Here is an 18608-nt window from a genome sequence, read left to right as displayed (position 1 = left end):
GAGTTCATCACCCAGTTGGGTCGCAACTTCCAGGTGATCTACGAACAGGCCAACGCCCACGGCTCCAAGGTGCAAACAGCCGGGTCCAACATGGCCTCCACCGACGCCGCCGTCGGCTCCAGCTGGGCCTAACAATCCCCCCGAGCGCGGCAGCACACCCGCCAACGGTGTGCTGCCGCGTTCTACCGCGCAAAATAACTGGCTTAGCAAACCGCTTTGCACTGCCTGCAATTACCGTAGGACCGCGGCATCAAGCGCCGTCCCGAGCGGCCGCACGGACTGAAGCATTGTGAAATGGGAATTGTAAGCTTGATCACGCGTATCACCGCGGGACTTGCCCCGCGGTGATAACAATTTAGCGTGCCGATTACATAGCCGGAACGTCGGCTGAACAACGCACGGGCATGGTCGCCGGCCGCGGAACCCGACTGTCGCCGCGCTCGGTTAGACGGCTGCTCAGCAACCGGGCATCGCCTGGTGAGCTGGGCCACATAGGGCGTGAGTCGCGGCGGCTGACGCACCGGTTTCGCCCGTGGACGGTGATGAGTATTTAGCGTGGCGATTACATGACGGGAACCTTCTCCCAACAATCCCGCGGCATTGTTGCCCCTGAGCCACGGCGGCTCGGGCAGCTCCGACAACGGTTTCCACACTGTTAAGAGAATTTCCTGCTCACAGTGCAGGTTTGCGCGACCTGCGCGTGTAATCCGCCAATGAGGGCGCCAATCCGAGTGAATGCCGGGCGAGCAATATGCGGCAGTTAGCAAAGTCATTAGGGGTCCGAATAGATGGATTTTGGGGCGTTACCGCCGGAGATCAACTCAGGCAGGATGTACACCGGTCCCGGGCCGGGCCCGATGCTTGCCGCTGCGGCTGCCTGGGACGAGCTGGCCGCCGAGCTGGGCTCAACGGCGTCCTCATATCAGTCGACGGTCGAGGCCTTGGCCAGCGCGGCGTGGCAGGGCCCGTCGTCGACCGCAATGGCGGCCGCGGCCGCACCGTACGTGACCTGGCTGAGTGCCAGCGCAGTGCAGGCCGAGCTGACCGCCAACCAAGCCCGGGCCGCAGCCGCTGCCTATGAGACCGCCTTCGCGGCAACGGTTCCCCCGCCGGTGATCGCCGCCAACCGCAGTCTCTTGATGACCCTGATCGCCACCAACATATTGGGGCAGAACACCCCGGCGATCGCAGCGACCGAAGCCCACTACGCCGAGATGTGGGCCCAGGACGCCGCGGCCATGTACGGCTACGCGGGCTCCGCGGCGGCAGCCGCACAGTTGACACCGTTCACTGAGCCGCCGCAGACCACCAACCCGGCCGGCGGCACAATCCAAGGGGCTGCGGTCGCCCAAGCCGCGGCCACGTCGACCAGTTCGAACGTGTCGACGGAGCTATCCCAGCTGATCTCGGCGGTGCCAAGCACACTGCAAAGCCTCGCCACGACCGTCGCCGCCCCGTCGGCGTCGTCGACGTCGTTGACGTCGGGGTTTCAGTCAGGATTGTCAAGCCTTTCCACGCTGTTGTCGAACGCCACCGGGGCGTATTCCCCCATCGGGCTGATGGCCGTGCCCGGTGGCTGGTGGTTGACGGCCATGCAGGCACTGGGGCTCGCCCAAAACGGTCCCGGCGTGGCCAGTTTGCTTGGCCCGGCGAAGCCCATCACCGGTGCGCTGGCGCCGCTGTCGGGCGGATACATCTCCGACGTGCATCCGCTGACCCCGGCAGGCCTGGGCGGAGGGGCGGTATCGGGCGCGATGGGCCGCGCGGGATTGGTTGGCGGGCTGTCGGTTCCGCCGACCTGGGCCTCGGCCACACCGGCGGTCAGGACGGTCGCGTCAGTTCTTCCGGCTAATGGCATGGGCGCCGCGCAGGCGATCGCCGCGGACGCTCCGGGAGGCCTGTTCGGCGACATGGCGTTGTCGAGCCTTGCCGGGCGCGCTATCGGCGGGACAGCGGCGCGCTCCATCGGCGGTTCAACCAGCGGCGCCGTTGCCGAAAGCATTGCCGCTCCAGCGGCCGCCGCCACGATCATCGTGATTCCGCCCCCCGAGTAAAAGAGAGGTCTGGCAATGGATTTCGGGGCAATCCCGCCGGAGATCACTTCCGGCCAAATGTATTCCGGACCGGGCGCGGAGTCCATGCTGGCCGCGGCCGCGAGTTGGAATGCGCTGGCCGCTGAACTGCAATCCACGGCAAGCACCTACGGCGCGGTGGTTTCGGCGCTCACCGGCGAGCCGTGGACGGGTCCGTCCTCGGTGTCCATGGCGGCCGCGGCCGCACCATATGCGGCGTGGATGTCGGCCACCGCTGCGCAGGCGAGCGAAGCGGGCAGCCAAGCTTCGGCCGCCGCAGCCGCCTACGAAACCGCGTTCGCGGCAACGGTTCCCCCGCCTGTGATCGCCGCCAACCGCAGCCAGTTGGCATCGCTGGTCGCGACCAACATCTTCGGGCAGAACACTCCGGCGATCGCAGCCACCGAAGCCCAATACGGGGAAATGTGGGCACAAGACGCCGCTGCGATGTTCGGTTATGCGAGCGCTTCGGCGGCCGCCACCCGGGTGACGCCATTCAGTGAGCCGCCGCCGACCACCAATCCCGCCGGGCTGGCCGCCCAAAGCGCGGCCGTCGCTCAATCTGCCGGCAGCTCGACCGGGCTCGGGCTGATCCCGCAGCTGCTCCAGGACCTCGCGACGGGGAGTAGCTCGTACACAACCGAAATGGGCAACCTGCTGAACGGCCTGACGGGGTCGTCATCGACATCGTCGATGTATTCGAGCATGTTCAGCATCGCGGCGTCGCTCACCAAGGGCAGCACGATAGCCAACGACGCCATGAGCGTTCCCAATCTGGGCATGGTGCAGTTCAAGACGTTCTTCCATCCTCCGGCGGCGGATATCCCCGAGATTCCGAAGTCGGCGCTGGGCGGCGGGCTCGGGCAACGATCCGCCGTGTCCGGCGGTCTGGCTCGGGCCGTTTCGGCGGGCGTGGGCGATGCCTCGGTTGTGGGAAGGCTGTCGGTGCCGCCGGGTTGGGCCGCTGCGACGCCCTCGATCAGGCTGGCCGCAACCGTATTGCCAACCACCGGCCTTACCGCGGCTCCGGCCGCGGAACTTGCGGGGAACCTGCTTCCTCAGATGGCCCTGGGGAGCATGGCAGGCGGTGCCCTGGGCGGTTCCGCTCCGCGGGTGATCAGCGGCAGCGGAATCCGGGGCCGCGCCGCCGCGGGCAAGGCGAGCAGCGCGCCCGTCAAACTCGACGCCGTCATCGCGCAACTGCAGCAACAACCGGATGCGGTGCGGCACTGGACCGTCGATCAGTCCGGCCTTGACGATCTGCTCGCCGAATTGTCGACAAAGCCCGGCATCCACGCTGTGCACCTGACCGCCCCCGACCAGACCAACGTCGCACTGCCGAAATCCGAGATGGGGTAACACATGAAACTGACTCTGGCAATGCTCAGCGCTGTCACGATGGCCGGTCTCGCGGTGCCCGCGCACGCCGACACCGCAAGCGACGACGCGGCCTTCCTCGCTTCGCTGCGCCAAGCAGGGATCACCTACACCAATCCCGATCAAGCGATCGCGGCCGCCAAGGCGGTATGCGGGCTAGTCGCCAACGGCGAATCCGGCCTTGAGGTCCTCAAAGACCTCAAGAGCACCAATCCCGGGTTCACCACGGACGGCGCAGCTCAGTTCGCGGGGATCGCGGCGAATGCCTACTGCCCGCAACAGCTGGCGCCGGTCAGCGCCAAATAACCTTCCTGCGCGCTCTCGCGGAGAGTCCCAGGCACCGTAGTCGGTGCAGCACTGGCATACGGTTAGCCGCGGCGGGTTCGCGGCCTGTCGGGAAAACGGTAGGCAAACGATTGGCGCTTGCTTCCCTCGGCGGCACCCCAATCTCGCCGAACTCGTCCAGACTGGTACTCAGCCCTGCGCAGAAAGGAGAGCCGCGTCATGCAGACGCTGACCATCGCCGACTTCGCACTGCGGCTGGGTGTCGGGCTGGGGTGCGGTGCGCTGATCGGACTCGAGCGCCAGTGGCGGGCCCGGATGGCCGGGCTGCGCACCAATGCGCTGGTGGCCACGGGCGCGACGTTGTTCGTGCTCTACGCGGTCGCGACCAACGACAACAGCCCGACCCGGGTGGCGTCCTATGTGGTCTCCGGCGTCGGGTTCCTGGGCGGGGGAGTGATCCTGCGCGAGGGCTTCAACGTGCGCGGGCTCAATACGGCTGCGACGCTGTGGTGCTCGGCTGCGGTCGGCGTGCTCGCGGCCGCGGGGCACCTGCTGTTCGCGGTGATCGCCACCGCCACGATCGTCGGAATCCACCTGCTGGGGCGGCCACTCGGCCATCTCATCGACCAGGACAACGTCGTCGAAGAGGACGAAGACGACCAGCCCTACCAACTGCAGGTGATCTGTCGTCCGAAAAACGAAAAGTATGCGCGCGCTCAGATCGTGCAGCGCGCCCGCGGCAACGATTTTGTGCTGCGCGGCATCCACACCGGCCGCGCGAGCGAAGACAGCGTCGCCTTGACCGCATACCTGCTCAGCGACGGACACGCACCGGCACGGCTCGAGCAGCTCGTCGGCGAGCTGTCGCTGCAACCGGGCGTGCATGCGGTGCATTGGTATGCCGGCGACGAGGACGAGCCCATGCCCCGCGCGCCGCGCCCGGACTAAGGCCGGTCCTGTAGCTCCGGGGCGGCAGCCGCCAGCAGCGCCGCCCGGTCACCGGTCAGCGGCGGATAGATGCGTTGTGTGTTGATGGTCCGTTTCGTGCTCTTGGCGTCGGCGCCGTGCTTCACCACCAGCCGCTCCCAGCCTTCCGTGTACACCGCACCGGCTGGCCCGAGGTCCAGAACGGTGACATACCAGGGAATCCGGAGCGAGAGCATCGGTTCGCCGAGAAGGTCGCCGACGACGTCGTAACCGGCGTAGCGTCCCATCGGCCGCCCATGCTGACACGACATCACCGACACGTGGTCATCGTCCATCTGGGCAACGGCCACATCGCCGGCCGCAAACACCCTCGCGACTCCACCGACCCGCAGGTAGTCGTCAACCATCACCCGGCCCAGTCGATCACGTGGTACCGGTAGCTCGGCCGTGAGTGGGCTGGCCCGCATACCGGCACACCAGATCAGCGTCGCCGCCTGGATCTGCTCGCCCGACGACAGCTCCACGCGGTGATCGGCGAGCCGGGTGACGCTGACCTCCGTCCGAGTCTCGATCCCGTTGTCCGACAATGCTTTCTCTATGACGGGCCGGGCCGATGGTCCCATATCGGAGCCGACCCAGGGGTTCCGGTCGACCAGGATCACCCGGGGCGTAGCGCCGGCCAAGACCGCCCGGAGCCGCCCCGGTAATTCGCACGCCGTCTCGATGCCTGTGAGTCCGGCACCGACGACGACGGCGGTGGCCGCCGCAGGCATCGACGCGTCATGTGCCAGGGCACGCAGGTGCAGGCCCAGCTTCATTGCGCCGTCGTAGGTGTCGACGTCAAACCCGAACTCGCGCAACCCGGGAATGTCGGGCTTGACTACGTGACTGCCCGCGGCCAGCACCAAACGGTCGTAGCGATGGGTGCCCGCCGTCGACGTGCTGACCGTCTGAGCCCCGGTGTCGATGCCAGTCACGTCCGCGACCACATGCGAAATGCCGGCAGGGTCGAGCACGGCGGTGAGCGGGATACGGCAGTCAGTCAGGTCCGCCTCGTAATTGCGGACGCGGATATCGTGAAATGGGTTGCGGCTCAACATGGTGATGCCAACCGAGCCGGCCGGCACGGCGAGCTCGTCGAGTCGGCGGGCGGCGCCGAGCGCCGCCCACAAGCCGGCGAAACCCGAACCGATGACGACGATCTCGGCGGCATCGGTCACGTGCTGAGCACCTGACGGATCTGGCTCAGCGCCTGGGCACCGCGGCCACCCGGCAAAAGCATCCACACATGCATCCCGCCGCGGCGTTCATACCAACCGATGTGGAGTCCCTCGGCCGTCGCGCGTTCGTGGAATGCCCGGGCGTCGGGGTTGAGCACATCGTGGGTACCGGTGAAAACCGTCAACCGCGGTAGATCGGTCAACGCGCCGACGCTGGGGCTGACCAGCGGAGTGTCAAGCGGATCGCCGCCGGCGTAGCGGATTCCCGCGGCACGCAGGTCCTCGAGGTTCAGTAACGGGTCGATTTTGGCGACGGCCGGTACCCGCGGGTCGGGAAGCGCGACGTGCATCCACGGCGAGAGCAGCACAGCGTCGCTCGGCTGAGGCAGGCGGGCGTCGCGTATGGCATGGCACAACGCGAAGGCCAATCCGCCGCCGGCCGAATCACCCATGAACGCAATCGATTTGGGGTCCAAAGTCTCGAGCAGGCGCCGGTACACCTGCAGCAGAAACGGGAAAACCTCACGATAGCTGTGTTCGGGGGCAATGGGGTAGATCGGCACAGTCATGGTGCGGCGCAGGGTGTTCGCCAGCTTGGCGATGGCCGGCCAGTGAAAATGGGGCAGCAGGTCGAGTACGTATGCACCGCCATGCAGATACAGCAGGTGGCCGCTGAGAGCATCGTCGCCGACACCGCGCGGCCTGACCTCGTAGACAGGACGGCCACCGAGGTCGGCACGCTCGACATCGATCCTTTTCAGCACCCGCCTGGCCGGGCGACCGGCATAGGGCGGTCGCGGATGGGCGGCCCAGTCGTCGAGCTTTGCGGCAGGAAACAGCCGGTTGCGCACACCCGTGGAGCGAAGCAACCGCTGCGCGAGGCTCGGTGTGAGCGTCGTGCTGTCGACCGCTTTCATGAGCGACAGTCTGGACCGCGTAAGGGCTCGAGGTCAGCGGATCGGCCCATAGGGCATAAAGTATGTGCTGTGCATGCGATCGCGGATTTCTTGTCCGTACTGCCCGCGCAGATGCGCGATCCGGTCTTGTTCGCGATCCCGTTTTTCCTGTTGCTGTTGATTCTGGAATGGACGGCGGCGGCCAAACTCGAGCACATCGAGCGCGGCGATAGACCGCCGTCTGGCGCCTATCTCACGGCGGACTCTTGGGCGAGCATCTCGATGGGGCTGGTTTCGGTGGCCACCACGGCCGGCTGGAAGTTCTTGGCCCTGCTCGGCTATGCGGCGATCTACGCGTACCTTGCGCCCTGGCATCTTCCGCCGACTCGCTGGTACACCTGGGCGATCGCAATCCTCGGTGTCGACCTGCTCTATTACTGCTATCACCGCATCGCACATCGGGTTCGGCTGATTTGGGCCACCCATCAGGCGCACCACTCCAGCCAATATTTCAATTTCGCCACCGCACTGCGCCAGAAATGGAACAACAGCGGCGAGATCCTGATGTGGATCCCGTTGCCGCTGTTGGGGATTCCGCCCTGGATGGTGTTTGTCAGCTTCTCGATCAACCTGATCTACCAGTTTTGGGTGCACACCGAGCGGATCGGGAAAATGTGGCCGCCCTTCGAATTCGTCTTCAACACGCCGTCGCATCACCGGGTGCATCACGGCATGGACCCCGAATACCTCGACAAGAACTACGGCGGGATCCTCATAGTCTGGGACCGGCTGTTCGGCAGCTTCCGCAAGGAGACATTCCGTCCGCACTACGGGCTGACCAAGCAGGTCGACACGTTCAACATCTGGACCCTGCAAACGCACGAATATCTGGCGATCGCCCGCGATCTGCGCTCGGCGCCACGGCTTCGCGACCGGATGGGCTACGTCTTCGGTCCGCCGGGCTGGGAGCCCCGCATGGCCGGCCGACGCGAGTTGACTGCGCCCGCGCCAACGGGTTAGACGCCGTTCACCAATCGTTGGTCGCACCGTTTTGATTGCGGCGAGCCGAACCCCTTCCGCCCAGAGCCAAGATCAGTAAGTTTGATTTCATCGTGCGCTTGCACGACGCCCGGCCGGTTTCCGCCCGGGCGCGATGAGGAGGAGGGAATGCAGTGGGAGACACACTCACCAGCGGACAAAAGCTTGTCAAAGGTGAATCGCTTACCTCGAACAACGGCGCCTACACCGTGACGTTGCAAGACGACGGCAATCTGGTGCTGGCAACGCGCGGCCGCGCTATCTGGGCGACAGGGACAGACGGCCAGAACGTCGTGCGCGCCGAGGTGCAGCCGGACGGCAACTTCGTCCTCTACACCGCCGATAAACCGGTGTGGCACACCGACACCAAAGGCAAGAAGAACGTCAAGCTCGTCCTGCAGGACGACCGCAACCTCGTGCTCTACGCTGCCGACGGACCGGCATGGTCGACGAAAACCGAGACCAGTGAGGAGCCGGCGCCACCGCCGCCGGAGCCCCAGGCTGCTGCGCCCGAGGCGGCGCCGGCGGCCGAGGAGGCCGCTCCGGCCCCGGCACCCGAGCCCGAACCCGAACCCGAACCTGCCGCCCGGACCTACACCGTCGAGTCCGGGGACACGCTGTGGGCCATCGCCGAGCGGTTCTACGGCGACGGCAGCAAATACCAGGTGATCGCCGACGCCAGCGGAATCGACAACCCCGACCTGATCCACCCGGGACAGGTGTTGACCATTCCCTGATCGCGACGCTGACCGTTAACCTCGATAGCCTGCCGGCGCTGGGCCGGCCCGACCGATCGGAGTCGACCGTGCGCTGTCAGGCAGCCCGCGCGTTCGCCGCAACGCTCACGGCGGTGATCTTGGCCGCAGGGCCGCCGCCGTCAGTGGCCGGGGCCGACCCCGTGCTGGTGTTCCCCGGGATGGAAATCCACCAGGGCAACCACGCCTGCACGTTGGGCTACGTCGACCCGGGTTCGCGGGTCGCATTCACCGCCGGGCACTGCCGCGGCGACGGGCCGGTGACCGACAAAGAGAATCATGTCATCGGCAACGTCGCGGCGTCTCGGGCCAACACACCCAATGGCGCGAATGTGACGACCGACCAGCAGATCACCGACTACGAGTCGATCGCACTGGCCGACGACGTCATGGCCAACAACATCCTGCCGGGCGGGCGCCCGCTGGGATCGGACCCGGGACTGGTGGTAAAGCCCGGCGAAGCCGTCTGCCATTTCGGCGTGATCACCGGCGAGACCTGCGGGACCGTCGAAGACGTCAACAACGGGTGGTTCACCATGGGTCATGGCGTCGCCAGCCAGAAAGGCGATTCCGGGGGACCGGTCTATATCATCAACGGCGGCGGCCCGGCGATGATCGTCGGGATTTTCAACAGCGTTTGGGGCGCATCCCCGGCGGCGGTGTCTTGGCAGGCCACCACGCAACAGGCTCGCGAAGATGGCGGCGCGCCCGGCGGTCCACCCCGGGCCTGACGCTCAGGCGGGGCTTGTCAGCGTGAAAACCGGGATCGACGGCGCGGCCGCACGCAACTCTTGATCGCCGGAGTCGGGAGTCAGCCCCGCGAAGTGGCCTCTGACCTCCCAATACCACCTATCGAGGTAGCGCCGTAGCAGGTCCGGCTTGTCGGAGTCGGGGACCTCGCTGATCCTTGACCGGCGCCGATGCCAGCGGGGCCCCACGTCGATGACCCCGGCGGCGCGCGCATTGCGCACCCATTGGGTGGTGCCGCGCGGGGACACCAGGTAGTCGACGCCGTCGATGGTCAGGATATTCACCACGACGCCGCGCGGTTTGCCGCTTTTGCGGCCGCGCACGCTGATGGCTCGTGTCCCCGCGATGCTGATGCCAAGCTCGGCCAGCCAGCGGATCAGCGTGTTGGCGGCGCGTGCCGCTCGGTCGGGTTCGTCGTATCGCACCGGCATCAGAGATCCTCTCGACGGCAATCGGTAATTACGAGAGCGGTGCTCTCGGTACGGCTGACCCTGCCACACCGCGCAGCCAAATACAAGAGCACCGATCTCTTTTGTGCCAGAATCGTTCGATGGGCAAGCGGCGCGAGACGCGTGAGCGCATCGAAGCGCAGATCATCGAGCTCGGCCGCCGCCATTTGGTAGACCACGGCGCGGCCGGACTGTCGCTGCGCGCCATCGCCCGCGACCTGGGGATGGTGTCCTCGGCGGTGTACCGATACGTCTCCAGTCGCGACGAGTTGCTGACATTACTGTTGGTCGACGCCTATTCCGACCTCGCCGACGCGGTGGACCGCGCCCGCGACGCGGTGCCCGACTTGTGGAGCGACGACGTCATCGCGATCGCCCATGCCGCCCGCAGCTGGGCTCTCGCCCACCCCGCCAGCTGGGCGTTGTTGTACGGCAGCCCGGTTCCCGGCTACCACGCGCCCGCCGAACGAACGGTCGGCCCCGGGATCAGGGTGGTCGGTGCGCTGTTCGACGCGGTGGCGGCCGGAATCGCGACCGGCGACATCATGCTTACGAATAACCCTGCACCCCAACCGATGTCGTCGGACTTCGAACGACTGCGCAACGAGTTCGGTTTCCCGGGCGATGATCTCGTCATCGCCAAATGCTTCGCGATATGGGCCGGCCTGGTCGGAGCGATCAGTCTGGAGGTATTCGGCCAATACGGCGCAGACACGCTGACCCATCCCGAGGCGGTGTTCGACACCCAGGTCCGGCTGCTCGTCGGCGTGCTGACGCAACACTGAGCCGAGTCGAATTAGAACGTGTTCAGCTGCCTGTGCCGCGCCGGATGCGGCTGGTCATGGCAACGTCTTTCTGCGCCGGGCAGGGCTGGGCTATTCTGCGAGGCGATGAGTCTTCCCCTCGGACCGCCGGTCCAGATCGCGTGGGTGACCCATGACCTTGATGCCACAGAAACCGCGCTCACCGGCCTATTAGGTGTCAAAAAGTGGGTGAGGCTGACCGATGTGCACTTCGCACCGGACACCTGCAGCTACCACGGCAAGGCGGCCGACTTCGTCGCGAGCATTTCGCTGAGCTACCTCGGCGACATGCAGTTGGAGCTGATCGCACCGGTCCGCGGCCCTAATATCTATAGTGACTTTCTGCGGAGCAGCGGGCCTGGTCTGCACCACATCTGCGTCGAGGCCGCCAGCGAAGACGACGTCGCCACCACGCTGGCCACGGCCACCGAGCACGGGGCCTCCGTCGTCCAGCAGGGCGTGATGCCGGGCGGCGTGCGGTTCGCCTACCTGTCGGCCCCGCAGGCTGGCGTGCCCTTCCTGGAAATCGCGCACGTCTCAGCGGAGATCCGCGAGTTCTTCGACTACATCAAAAAGGAGCAACGGTGAACACCCAGATACCGGCAACGGTCAACGCGCGGGACGTGTCGTCGTGGTCCGACGACGTCGATGTCGTGGTGATCGGATTCGGCATCGCTGGTGGCTGCGCAGCGGTCAGTGCGGCCGCCGACGGCGCCCGGGTGCTGGTGCTGGAGCGGGCCGCCGCGGCGGGCGGTACCACCGCAATGGCCGGTGGGCACTTCTATCTCGGCGGGGGAACCGCGGTCCAACAGGCAACGGGGAATGACGACTCACCCGACGAGATGTACAAGTACTTGGTTGCAGTGTCGCGCAACCCCGAGCACGACAAGATCCGGGCGTATTGCGATGGCAGCGTCGAGCACTTCAACTGGCTGGAGGATTTGGGCTTTCAGTTTGAGCGCAGTTACTTCCCGGGGAAGGTGGTCGTTCCGCCGGGCACAGAGGGCCTCAGCTACACAGGCAACGAAAAGGTGTGGCCCTTTTGCGAGCAGGCCAAGCCGGCGCCGCGCGGGCACTCCGTACCGGTGCCCGGCGAGTTGGGCGGCGCAGCAATGGTCGTCGACTTGCTGGTCAAACGTGCCGACGAATTGGGCGTGCAGATCCGCTACGAGACCGGGGCAACCAACCTCATCGTCGACGACGACGGCGTCGTTGTCGGCGTCGCCTGGAAGCACTTCACCGAAACCGGCGCGGTCAGGGCCAAAGCGGTCATCATCGCCGCCGGTGGTTTCGCCATGAATGCGGACATGGTCGCCGAGCACACTCCCGCGCTGGGCCGGCAGCGGCGCACCAAGCACCACGGTCTGGTGGCGCCATACATCCTGGGCAATCCCAACGATGACGGACTGGGCATACGGATGGGTGTTTCGGCGGGCGGGGCCACCAAGCATATGGACGAGCTGTTCATCACCGCGGCGGCCTATCCACCGGAAATTCTGCTGACCGGTGTGATCGTCAACAAGGAGGGCAAGCGTTTTGTCGCCGAGGACTCCTACCACTCGCGCACGTCAGCGTTCGTGCTGGAGCAGCCCGACCAAATCGCTTACCTGATCGTCGACGAAGCCCACACCGAAATGCCCGAGATGCCGCTGATCAGGTTCCTCGACGGCTACGAGACGATCGCCGAAATGGAGGCCGCGCTGGGCATTCCGGCGGGCAACCTCGCAGCAACGCTGGACCGCTACAACGAATTCGCGGCCAAGGGCGAAGATCCGGATTTCCACAAGCAGCCGGAATTCCTTGCAGCACAGGACAATGGCCCTTGGGCGGTGTTCGACCTATCGCTCGGGCGGGCGATGTATTCGGGGTTCACCATCGGCGGGCTCGCCGTCACGGTCGACGGCCAGGTGCTACGCGAGGACGGCACGGTCATCGCCGGCCTATATGCGGTGGGGGCGTGCGCGTCGAATATCGCCCAGGACGGCAAGGGGTATGCCAGCGGCACGCAGCTGGGCGAGGGGTCCTTCTTCGGCCGCCGCGCGGGCAGCCACGCGGCGCAGGCCCGCTAGACGCGGGCGGGCGCGCCTTCGACGGGGCCCAGGCGCCACTGGCCGCCCTCGCCGAGGAGCTCGAGGCGTTGGTGGTGATGCGGCTCGACAGTGCTGCGGTGGCTGACACTGACCAGGATGGTGCTCGGTAACTCGTTGCGCAGCAACCGATACATCGCCGACTCCAGTCCTTCGTCCATCGCGGACGTGGCCTCGTCGAGGAAGACTGCTTTGGGTTTGGTCAGCAGCACGCGGGCGAAGGCCACCCGCTGCTGTTCTCCGGGCGAGAGCACTTTCACCCAATCCTGTTGTTCGTCGAGCCGGTCAACCAGATGCGGCAGCACCACCTTGGTCAACGTGTCGCGCAGCTGCGGGTCGGGTATGTCGCCTGCCGCGGCCGGGTAGGACACCACCGCGCGCAGATCGCCCAGCGGCACATACGGCAGCTGCGACAGGAACATCGTCTCGTTCGGCCCGTCGGGCCGCCGCAAAGTCCCTGTTGCATAAGGCCACAACTGTGCGAGGCTGCGCAGCAGTGTCGTCTTGCCGCTGCCCGACGGACCGGTGATCACCAGCGTGTCACCCACCGGCAGGTGCAGGTCGAGCATGTCGATGAGCTGGTCGCCGTCGGGGGTGCGAACCTCCACCCCCTCGATGTCGACGGCGTCGTCGACGCTGGCGGTGCTGAGCAGTTCGGGTAGTTCGCGGGCTTCCGCGTCGGCCACGACCAGGCCGTGCAACCGGATGATCGCAGCGCGGTAGCTGGCGAACCGGTCGTAGGCATTGCGGAAGAAGGACAGGCCGTCGTGGATTTTCTCGAACGCGATCACCGACTGGGTGACGTCGCCGAATTTGATCTGGCGGTTGAACAAGCGCGGCGCTTGGAGCAGCCAGGGTAACGGCACGATCGCTTGGCTGGCCGAATAGTTCCAGCCGGTGAACCCGACGGTCCGGTTCACGAAACGCAGGTAATTGGTGATGATCGGCCGGAAGCGCTCGCGCAGTTGCACCCGTTCGGCATGCTCGCCCCGGTAGAACCCCACCGCCTCGGCGGCGTCACGAACCCGCACCAGCGCATAGCGAAACGCCGCGTTGGTGAGCTCGTTGCGGAAACTGAGCCAGATCAACGGCCGGCCGATCCAGAACGCGATTACGCTCGCCACAAGCACATAGAGGATGACGATCCAGAACATGGCCCTTGGGATGGTGAACCCGAGGATGGTCAGAGTGCCGGAAAGTTTCCAGAGGATGGCGGTGAAGGAAAACACCGACAGCACCGAATAGACCGCCCCGAATAGCAGTGTGCTGTTGCTGGCGTTGTGGGGCACGTTCGGGGTGGCCCCCACGCCGCTGGTGAACACGTCGATGTCTTGCTGGATGCGTTGGTCGGGGTTGTCGATGGTGCTGTCGATGAACCGTCCCCGGTAGTAGGCGCGGCCCTCCAGCCAGTCGCCGGTGAGTCGTTCGGTGAGCCAGATCCGCCACGACACGATGAATCGCTGCGTCAGATAGATGTCGAGCATCACCCGCAGCACGTACAGCACTGCCATGATGCTGAAAATCAGCAGCGACATCCAAAAGCCATGCACACCAGACTGTTTCACCTTCTGATTGCCGGTCGCAATGCCCTGCACCGCGGTCTGGACCGAGGAGTAGAGGTCGTTGGACTGGTAACTGAACAGGACGTCGAGGCGCACCGCGATCACGACCGACAGCAGCAGGACGCCCAGCATCAGCCAGACCGGAAGGCTGTGCCGGCCGGTGAAATAGCCACTGGTGATCCGCCAAAACTGATGGCCCCAGGGCGTGAGCAGCCGCAGCAGCGACAGCACGACGATCAGGCACGCCGCGCTGATCAGCCACGCCAGCGCCACCCACGACAACGAATCGGTCAGCGCGTGACCCCAATTGATGGATGGCTTGAACAGCTCCACGGTCCGACTCTCTACTTGACGAAACCTTCCCGCGAAGGTACCGGAGGATTGTCGATAGGCTGCCCGCATGGGCACTGATGCTCCGAGCAGCTACCACGCCGGCCGGCTGATCGCGCGGCGGCTGAAGGCAAGCGGGATCGACACCGTCTTCACGCTGTCCGGCGGCCACTTGTTCTCCATCTACGACGGGTGCCGCAGCGAGGGCATTCGGCTGATCGACACCCGCCACGAACAGACCGCCACCTTCGCCGCCGAGGGTTGGTCGAAGGTGACGCGGCAACCCGGGGTTGCGGCACTGACCGCAGGCCCTGGTGTGACCAACGGGATGAGCGCGATGGCCGCCGCGCAGCAGAACTGCTCGCCACTCTTGGTGCTGGGCGGTCGCGCGCCGGCGTTGCGGTGGGGCATGGGATCGCTGCAGGAGATCGACCATGTGCCGTTCGTGGCGCCGCTGGCCCGCTTCGCCGCCACAGCCCAGTCGGCCGACCAGGTCAGCGGACTCATCGACGACGCCTTGCGGGCCACGGTCGGGGCGCCGTCGGGAGTGGCCTTCGTCGATTTCCCGATGGATCACGTGTTTTCGGAAGCCTCGGACGACTCGCGGCCCGGCGCGTTGACCGACCTGCCGGCGCCGGCCCCGGCCGACGGCGACACACTCGACCGAGCCGTCGGCTTGTTGGACGCTGCCCGGCGTCCGGTGATCATGGCGGGCACCAACGTGTGGTGGGGTCACGCCGAAGCGGCGCTGCTGCAGTTTGCCGAGCAACGGCGGATACCCGTGCTGATGAACGGCATGGCGCGTGGGACGGTGCCCGCCGACCATCCATTCGCTTTTTCCCGAACACGGTCAAAAGCGTTGGGAGAGGCCGATGTTGCCATCGTCGTCGGGGTGCCGATGGACTTCCGGCTGGGCTTCGGCGGGGTATTCGGATCCGAGACTGCGCTGATTGTCGCCGATCGCGCCGCACCCGAGCGCGAACATCCCCGGGCCGTTGCCGCCGGGCTCTACGGTGGCCTGTCGGCGACTCTGACGGCGCTCAGCGAAAGCAAGGGCAGCGGCCATGACGACTGGGTCGCCGACTTGCGGGCGGCCGAGAGCGCAGCGCGTGAAGGCGAGCAGGCCGAGTTGGCCGACGAGCGAATCCCGTTGCACCCGATGCGGATCTATGCCGAGCTGGCGCCCCTGCTGGAACGCGACGCGATCATCGTCGTCGATGCCGGTGACTTCGGCTCGTACGCGGGGCGGGTGATCGACTGCTATGTCCCGGGCGCCTGGCTCGACAGCGGACCGTTCGGTTGCCTGGGCTCGGGTCCCGGCTACGCGTTGGCCGCGAAACTGGCCCGGCCCGAGCGTCAAGTCGTGTTGCTGCAAGGTGATGGCGCATTCGGGTTTTCCGGGATGGAGTGGGACACCCTGGTCAGGCACGGGGTGCAAGTCGTCTCGGTGATCGGCAACAACGGCATCTGGGCGTTGGAGAAGCACCCCATGGAGGCGTTGTACGGGTATTCGGTGGTGGCCGAATTGCGCCCGGGCACCCGCTACGACGAGGTGGCCCGCGCGCTGGGTGCCCACGGCGAGCTGGTTTCCACCCCTGCCGAACTTCGCCCCGCGCTGAAACGCGCCTTCGGGAGCGGCTTACCCGCCGTCGTCAACGTGCTCACCGACCCGGCGGTCGCCTATCCGCGCCGATCCAACCTGGCGTGAGTACCGTTGTTTTGTGCCTAAGACCACCACCGCGTCGCAGGGCCGCCTGAGCAGCCGATTCTGGCGACTGCTGGGCGCCAGCACTGAGAAGAATCAGAGCCGGTCGCTGACTCAGGTGCGCGCGTCGGCGGACTACGACGAGAAGGCCGCCGGCCTCGACGACGAGCAATTGCGCAAAGCCGCCGGCCTGCTCAAGCTCGGCGATCTCGCCGACTCCGCGGACATTCCGCAGTTTTTGGCCATCGCCAGGGAAGCCGCCGAGCGGTCGACCGGTTTACGGCCTTTCGACGTGCAGCTGCTCGGGGCGCTGCGGATGCTCGCCGGGGACGTCATCGAGATGGCCACCGGCGAAGGCAAAACGCTGGCCGGAGCCATCGCGGCCGCCGGATATGCGCTGGCCGGCCGACACGTGCACGTTGTCACGATCAACGACTACCTGGCCCGCCGTGATGCCGAATGGATGGGCCCGCTGCTGGAGGCGCTGGGCCTGACCGTCGGCTGGGTCACCGCGGAGTCGACGGCCGAGCAGCGCCGGGCCGCCTACAAATCTGACGTCACCTATGCGTCGGTCAACGAGATCGGCTTCGACGTGCTGCGCGACCAGTTGGTCACCGATGTCGAGGACCTGGTGTCGCCGAACCCGGATGTGGCGCTGATCGACGAGGCGGACTCAGTGCTTGTCGACGAGGCGCTCGTGCCGCTGGTGCTGGCCGGAACAACCCACCGGGAGACGCCGCGGCTGGAGATCATCCGGCTGGTCGGCGAGCTGCAACCGGGCAAGCACTACGACACCGACTCGGACAGCCGCAATGTGCATTTGACCGAGGACGGCGCGCGCTACGTCGAAGCCAAGCTCGGCGGCATCGACCTGTACTCCGAGGAACACGTCGCCACCACGCTCACCGAGGTGAACGTCGCGCTGCACGCACATGTTCTGTTGCAGCGCGACGTGCACTACATCGTGCGCGACGACGCGGTCCATCTGATCAACGCCTCGCGCGGGCGCATCGCCCAGCTGCAACGCTGGCCGGACGGCCTGCAGGCCGCGGTCGAGGCCAAGGAAGGCATCGAGACCACCGAAACCGGTGAAGTGCTGGACACCATCACGGTGCAGGCGCTGATCAACCGGTATCCAACGGTGTGCGGCATGACGGGCACCGCACTGGCCGCCGGTGAGCAGCTGCGCCAGTTCTACAAGCTCGGCGTCTCGCCAATTCCACCGAACACCCCCAACATTCGCGAAGACGAAGCCGACCGCGTCTACATCACCGCAGCCGCCAAGAACGACGCGATCGTCGCGCACATCATCGAGGTGCACGAAACCGGCCAACCGGTGCTGGTCGGCACCCGCGATGTCGCCGAATCGGAGGAGCTGCACGAGCGGCTGCTGCGCCGCGGGGTGCCCGCGGTGGTGCTCAACGCGAAGAACGATGCCGAGGAGGCCCGGGTGATCGCCGAGGCCGGCAAGCTCGGCGCGGTAACGGTGTCGACCCAGATGGCCGGCCGCGGCACCGATATCCGGCTGGGTGGCTCAGACGAAGCCGACCACGAGAAGGTGGTCGAGCTGGGCGGCCTGCACGTGATCGGCACCGGTCGGCACAACACCGAGCGGCTGGACAATCAACTGCGCGGGCGCGCCGGGCGTCAGGGCGATCCGGGGTCGTCGGTGTTCTTCTCCAGCTGGGAAGACGACGTGGCCGCGGCCAACCTGGAGTCCCACAAGCTGCCGACCCAGACCGACGAGGACGGCCGGATCACAAGCCCCAAGGCAGCTGGGTTGCTGGACCACGCACAGCGGGTCGCCGAGGGCCGGATGCTGGATGTGCACGCCAATACCTGGCGCTACAACCAATTGATCGCCCAGCAGCGCGCCATCATCGTCGAGCGGCGAAATACGTTGCTGTCCACCGCAACTGCGCGTGAGGAGCTCGCCGAGCTGGCGCAGAAACGATATGAAGAGCTGTCCGAGACGTTGTCCGAAGAGCGGCTGGAGAAGATCTGCCGGCTGATCATGCTCTATCACCTCGACCGCGGCTGGGCCGATCATCTGGCGTACCTGGCCGACATCCGGGAGAGCATCCACCTGCGTGCGCTGGGCCGCCAGAATCCGCTGGACGAATTCCACCGGATGGCCGTCGACGCGTTCGCGTCGCTGGCCGCCGACGCGATCGAAGCTGCCCAGCAGACCTTCGAAACCTCCCCGGCGATCGAGGAGGAACCGGGGGTGGATCTGTCCAAGTTGGCCCGCCCCACCTCGACATGGACCTACATGGTGCATGACAACCCGCTCGCCGATGACACCCTCTCCGCGCTGAGCCTGCCCGGGATCTTCCGATAGGGTCACGCCTC

General features: G+C 66.2%; 16 protein-coding genes and 1 pseudogene. 13 read left to right on the top strand and 4 right to left on the bottom strand.

Translation table 11 applies throughout. The annotated features are described in order from the left end of the window. From AWC06_RS06475 to AWC06_RS06455, 5 genes and pseudogenes are all read left to right on the top strand, one after another. Nucleotides 1–132 (top strand): annotated as a pseudogene (locus tag AWC06_RS06475) (type VII secretion protein EsxI); the annotation flags it as partial. Between the two features lie 656 nt (nucleotides 133–788). Next, entirely contained in the window at nucleotides 789–2054 is a 1266-nt protein-coding gene (locus AWC06_RS06470) for a PPE family protein (protein ID WP_085195580.1), read from the top strand. Nucleotides 2055–2069: 15 nt separating this feature from the next. Continuing rightward, complete coding sequence (locus AWC06_RS06465) at nucleotides 2070–3431, top strand: PPE family protein (RefSeq protein ID WP_085195578.1); 1362 nt, start codon at nucleotides 2070–2072, stop codon at nucleotides 3429–3431. A 3-nt stretch (nucleotides 3432–3434) separates the two neighbouring features. Next, on the top strand, nucleotides 3435–3755 hold the full coding sequence (locus AWC06_RS06460; RefSeq protein WP_085195576.1) for a DUF732 domain-containing protein: 321 nt from the start codon (nucleotides 3435–3437) through the stop codon (nucleotides 3753–3755). Between the two features lie 198 nt (nucleotides 3756–3953). Continuing rightward, on the top strand, nucleotides 3954–4682 hold the full coding sequence (locus AWC06_RS06455; RefSeq protein WP_085195574.1) for an MgtC/SapB family protein: 729 nt from the start codon (nucleotides 3954–3956) through the stop codon (nucleotides 4680–4682). Here AWC06_RS06455 and AWC06_RS06450 read toward each other — a convergent pair. Then, the gene (locus AWC06_RS06450; protein ID WP_085195572.1) at nucleotides 4679–5881 is read right to left on the bottom strand and encodes an NAD(P)/FAD-dependent oxidoreductase; all 1203 of its coding nucleotides are present in this window, start codon (nucleotides 5879–5881) and stop codon (nucleotides 4679–4681) included. The two genes, AWC06_RS06455 and AWC06_RS06450, sit on opposite strands and share 4 nt — an antisense overlap. After that, nucleotides 5878–6798 (bottom strand): alpha/beta hydrolase fold domain-containing protein, encoded by a 921-nt coding sequence (locus AWC06_RS06445; protein ID WP_085195570.1) that lies wholly within the window; start codon nucleotides 6796–6798, stop codon nucleotides 5878–5880. The genes AWC06_RS06450 and AWC06_RS06445 overlap by 4 nt, the downstream gene beginning before the upstream one ends. A gap of 111 nt (nucleotides 6799–6909) precedes the next feature. Here AWC06_RS06445 and AWC06_RS06440 point away from each other — a divergent pair, with 111 nt between their 5' ends. The 3 genes from AWC06_RS06440 to AWC06_RS06430 all read left to right on the top strand — a co-directional run bounded on the left by AWC06_RS06440 (nucleotide 6910) and on the right by AWC06_RS06430 (nucleotide 9301). Beyond that, nucleotides 6910–7797: a sterol desaturase family protein gene (locus AWC06_RS06440; protein ID WP_169715305.1), complete on the top strand. Its 888-nt coding sequence runs from the start codon at nucleotides 6910–6912 to the stop codon at nucleotides 7795–7797. 152 nt (nucleotides 7798–7949) lie between these two features. Then, nucleotides 7950–8552, top strand: coding sequence for a LysM peptidoglycan-binding domain-containing protein (locus AWC06_RS06435; RefSeq protein ID WP_085195566.1), 603 nt, complete (start codon nucleotides 7950–7952; stop codon nucleotides 8550–8552). Nucleotides 8553–8620: 68 nt separating this feature from the next. Then, nucleotides 8621–9301, top strand: coding sequence for an Rv1815 family serine proteinase (locus tag AWC06_RS06430; RefSeq protein ID WP_085195564.1), 681 nt, complete (start codon nucleotides 8621–8623; stop codon nucleotides 9299–9301). A gap of 3 nt (nucleotides 9302–9304) precedes the next feature. Here AWC06_RS06430 and AWC06_RS06425 read toward each other — a convergent pair whose 3' ends face one another. Beyond that, nucleotides 9305–9751, bottom strand: coding sequence for a PNPOx family protein (locus tag AWC06_RS06425; protein ID WP_085195562.1), 447 nt, complete (start codon nucleotides 9749–9751; stop codon nucleotides 9305–9307). A 119-nt stretch (nucleotides 9752–9870) separates the two neighbouring features. Between AWC06_RS06425 and AWC06_RS06420 the strand changes: the two genes are divergently transcribed. The 3 genes from AWC06_RS06420 to AWC06_RS06410 all read left to right on the top strand — a co-directional run bounded on the left by AWC06_RS06420 (nucleotide 9871) and on the right by AWC06_RS06410 (nucleotide 12641). Next, complete coding sequence (locus AWC06_RS06420; protein ID WP_085195560.1) at nucleotides 9871–10554, top strand: TetR/AcrR family transcriptional regulator; 684 nt, start codon at nucleotides 9871–9873, stop codon at nucleotides 10552–10554. Nucleotides 10555–10659: 105 nt separating this feature from the next. Beyond that, entirely contained in the window at nucleotides 10660–11160 is a 501-nt protein-coding gene (locus tag AWC06_RS06415; RefSeq protein WP_085195558.1) for a VOC family protein, read from the top strand. Further along, a complete protein-coding gene (locus AWC06_RS06410; protein ID WP_085195556.1) occupies nucleotides 11157–12641 on the top strand; it encodes an FAD-binding protein in 1485 nt (494 codons plus the stop codon). Before AWC06_RS06415 ends, AWC06_RS06410 begins: the two co-directional genes overlap by 4 nt. On the opposite strand, the gene AWC06_RS06405 is transcribed toward AWC06_RS06410, so the two are convergent. Then, the gene (locus AWC06_RS06405; RefSeq protein WP_227371103.1) at nucleotides 12638–14554 is read right to left on the bottom strand and encodes an ABC transporter ATP-binding protein/permease; all 1917 of its coding nucleotides are present in this window, start codon (nucleotides 14552–14554) and stop codon (nucleotides 12638–12640) included. The two genes, AWC06_RS06410 and AWC06_RS06405, sit on opposite strands and share 4 nt — an antisense overlap. A 67-nt stretch (nucleotides 14555–14621) precedes the next feature. Here AWC06_RS06405 and AWC06_RS06400 point away from each other — a divergent pair, with 67 nt between their 5' ends. Next, nucleotides 14622–16259 carry an acetolactate synthase gene (locus AWC06_RS06400; RefSeq protein WP_085195552.1) on the top strand — a complete coding sequence of 546 codons (1638 nt, stop codon included), beginning with the start codon at nucleotides 14622–14624 and terminating at the stop codon, nucleotides 16257–16259. A gap of 13 nt (nucleotides 16260–16272) precedes the next feature. Beyond that, a complete protein-coding gene (secA2, locus tag AWC06_RS06395) occupies nucleotides 16273–18597 on the top strand; it encodes an accessory Sec system translocase SecA2 (RefSeq protein ID WP_085195550.1) in 2325 nt (774 codons plus the stop codon). The last annotated feature ends 11 nt before the right edge of the window (nucleotides 18598–18608 follow it).

The organism is Mycobacterium fragae (genome assembly GCF_002102185.1).
Lineage (GTDB): Bacteria > Actinomycetota > Actinomycetes > Mycobacteriales > Mycobacteriaceae > Mycobacterium > Mycobacterium fragae.
The sequence above is the reverse complement of the archived record's forward strand: the minus strand, read 5'-3'. Positions and strand labels throughout refer to the sequence as shown.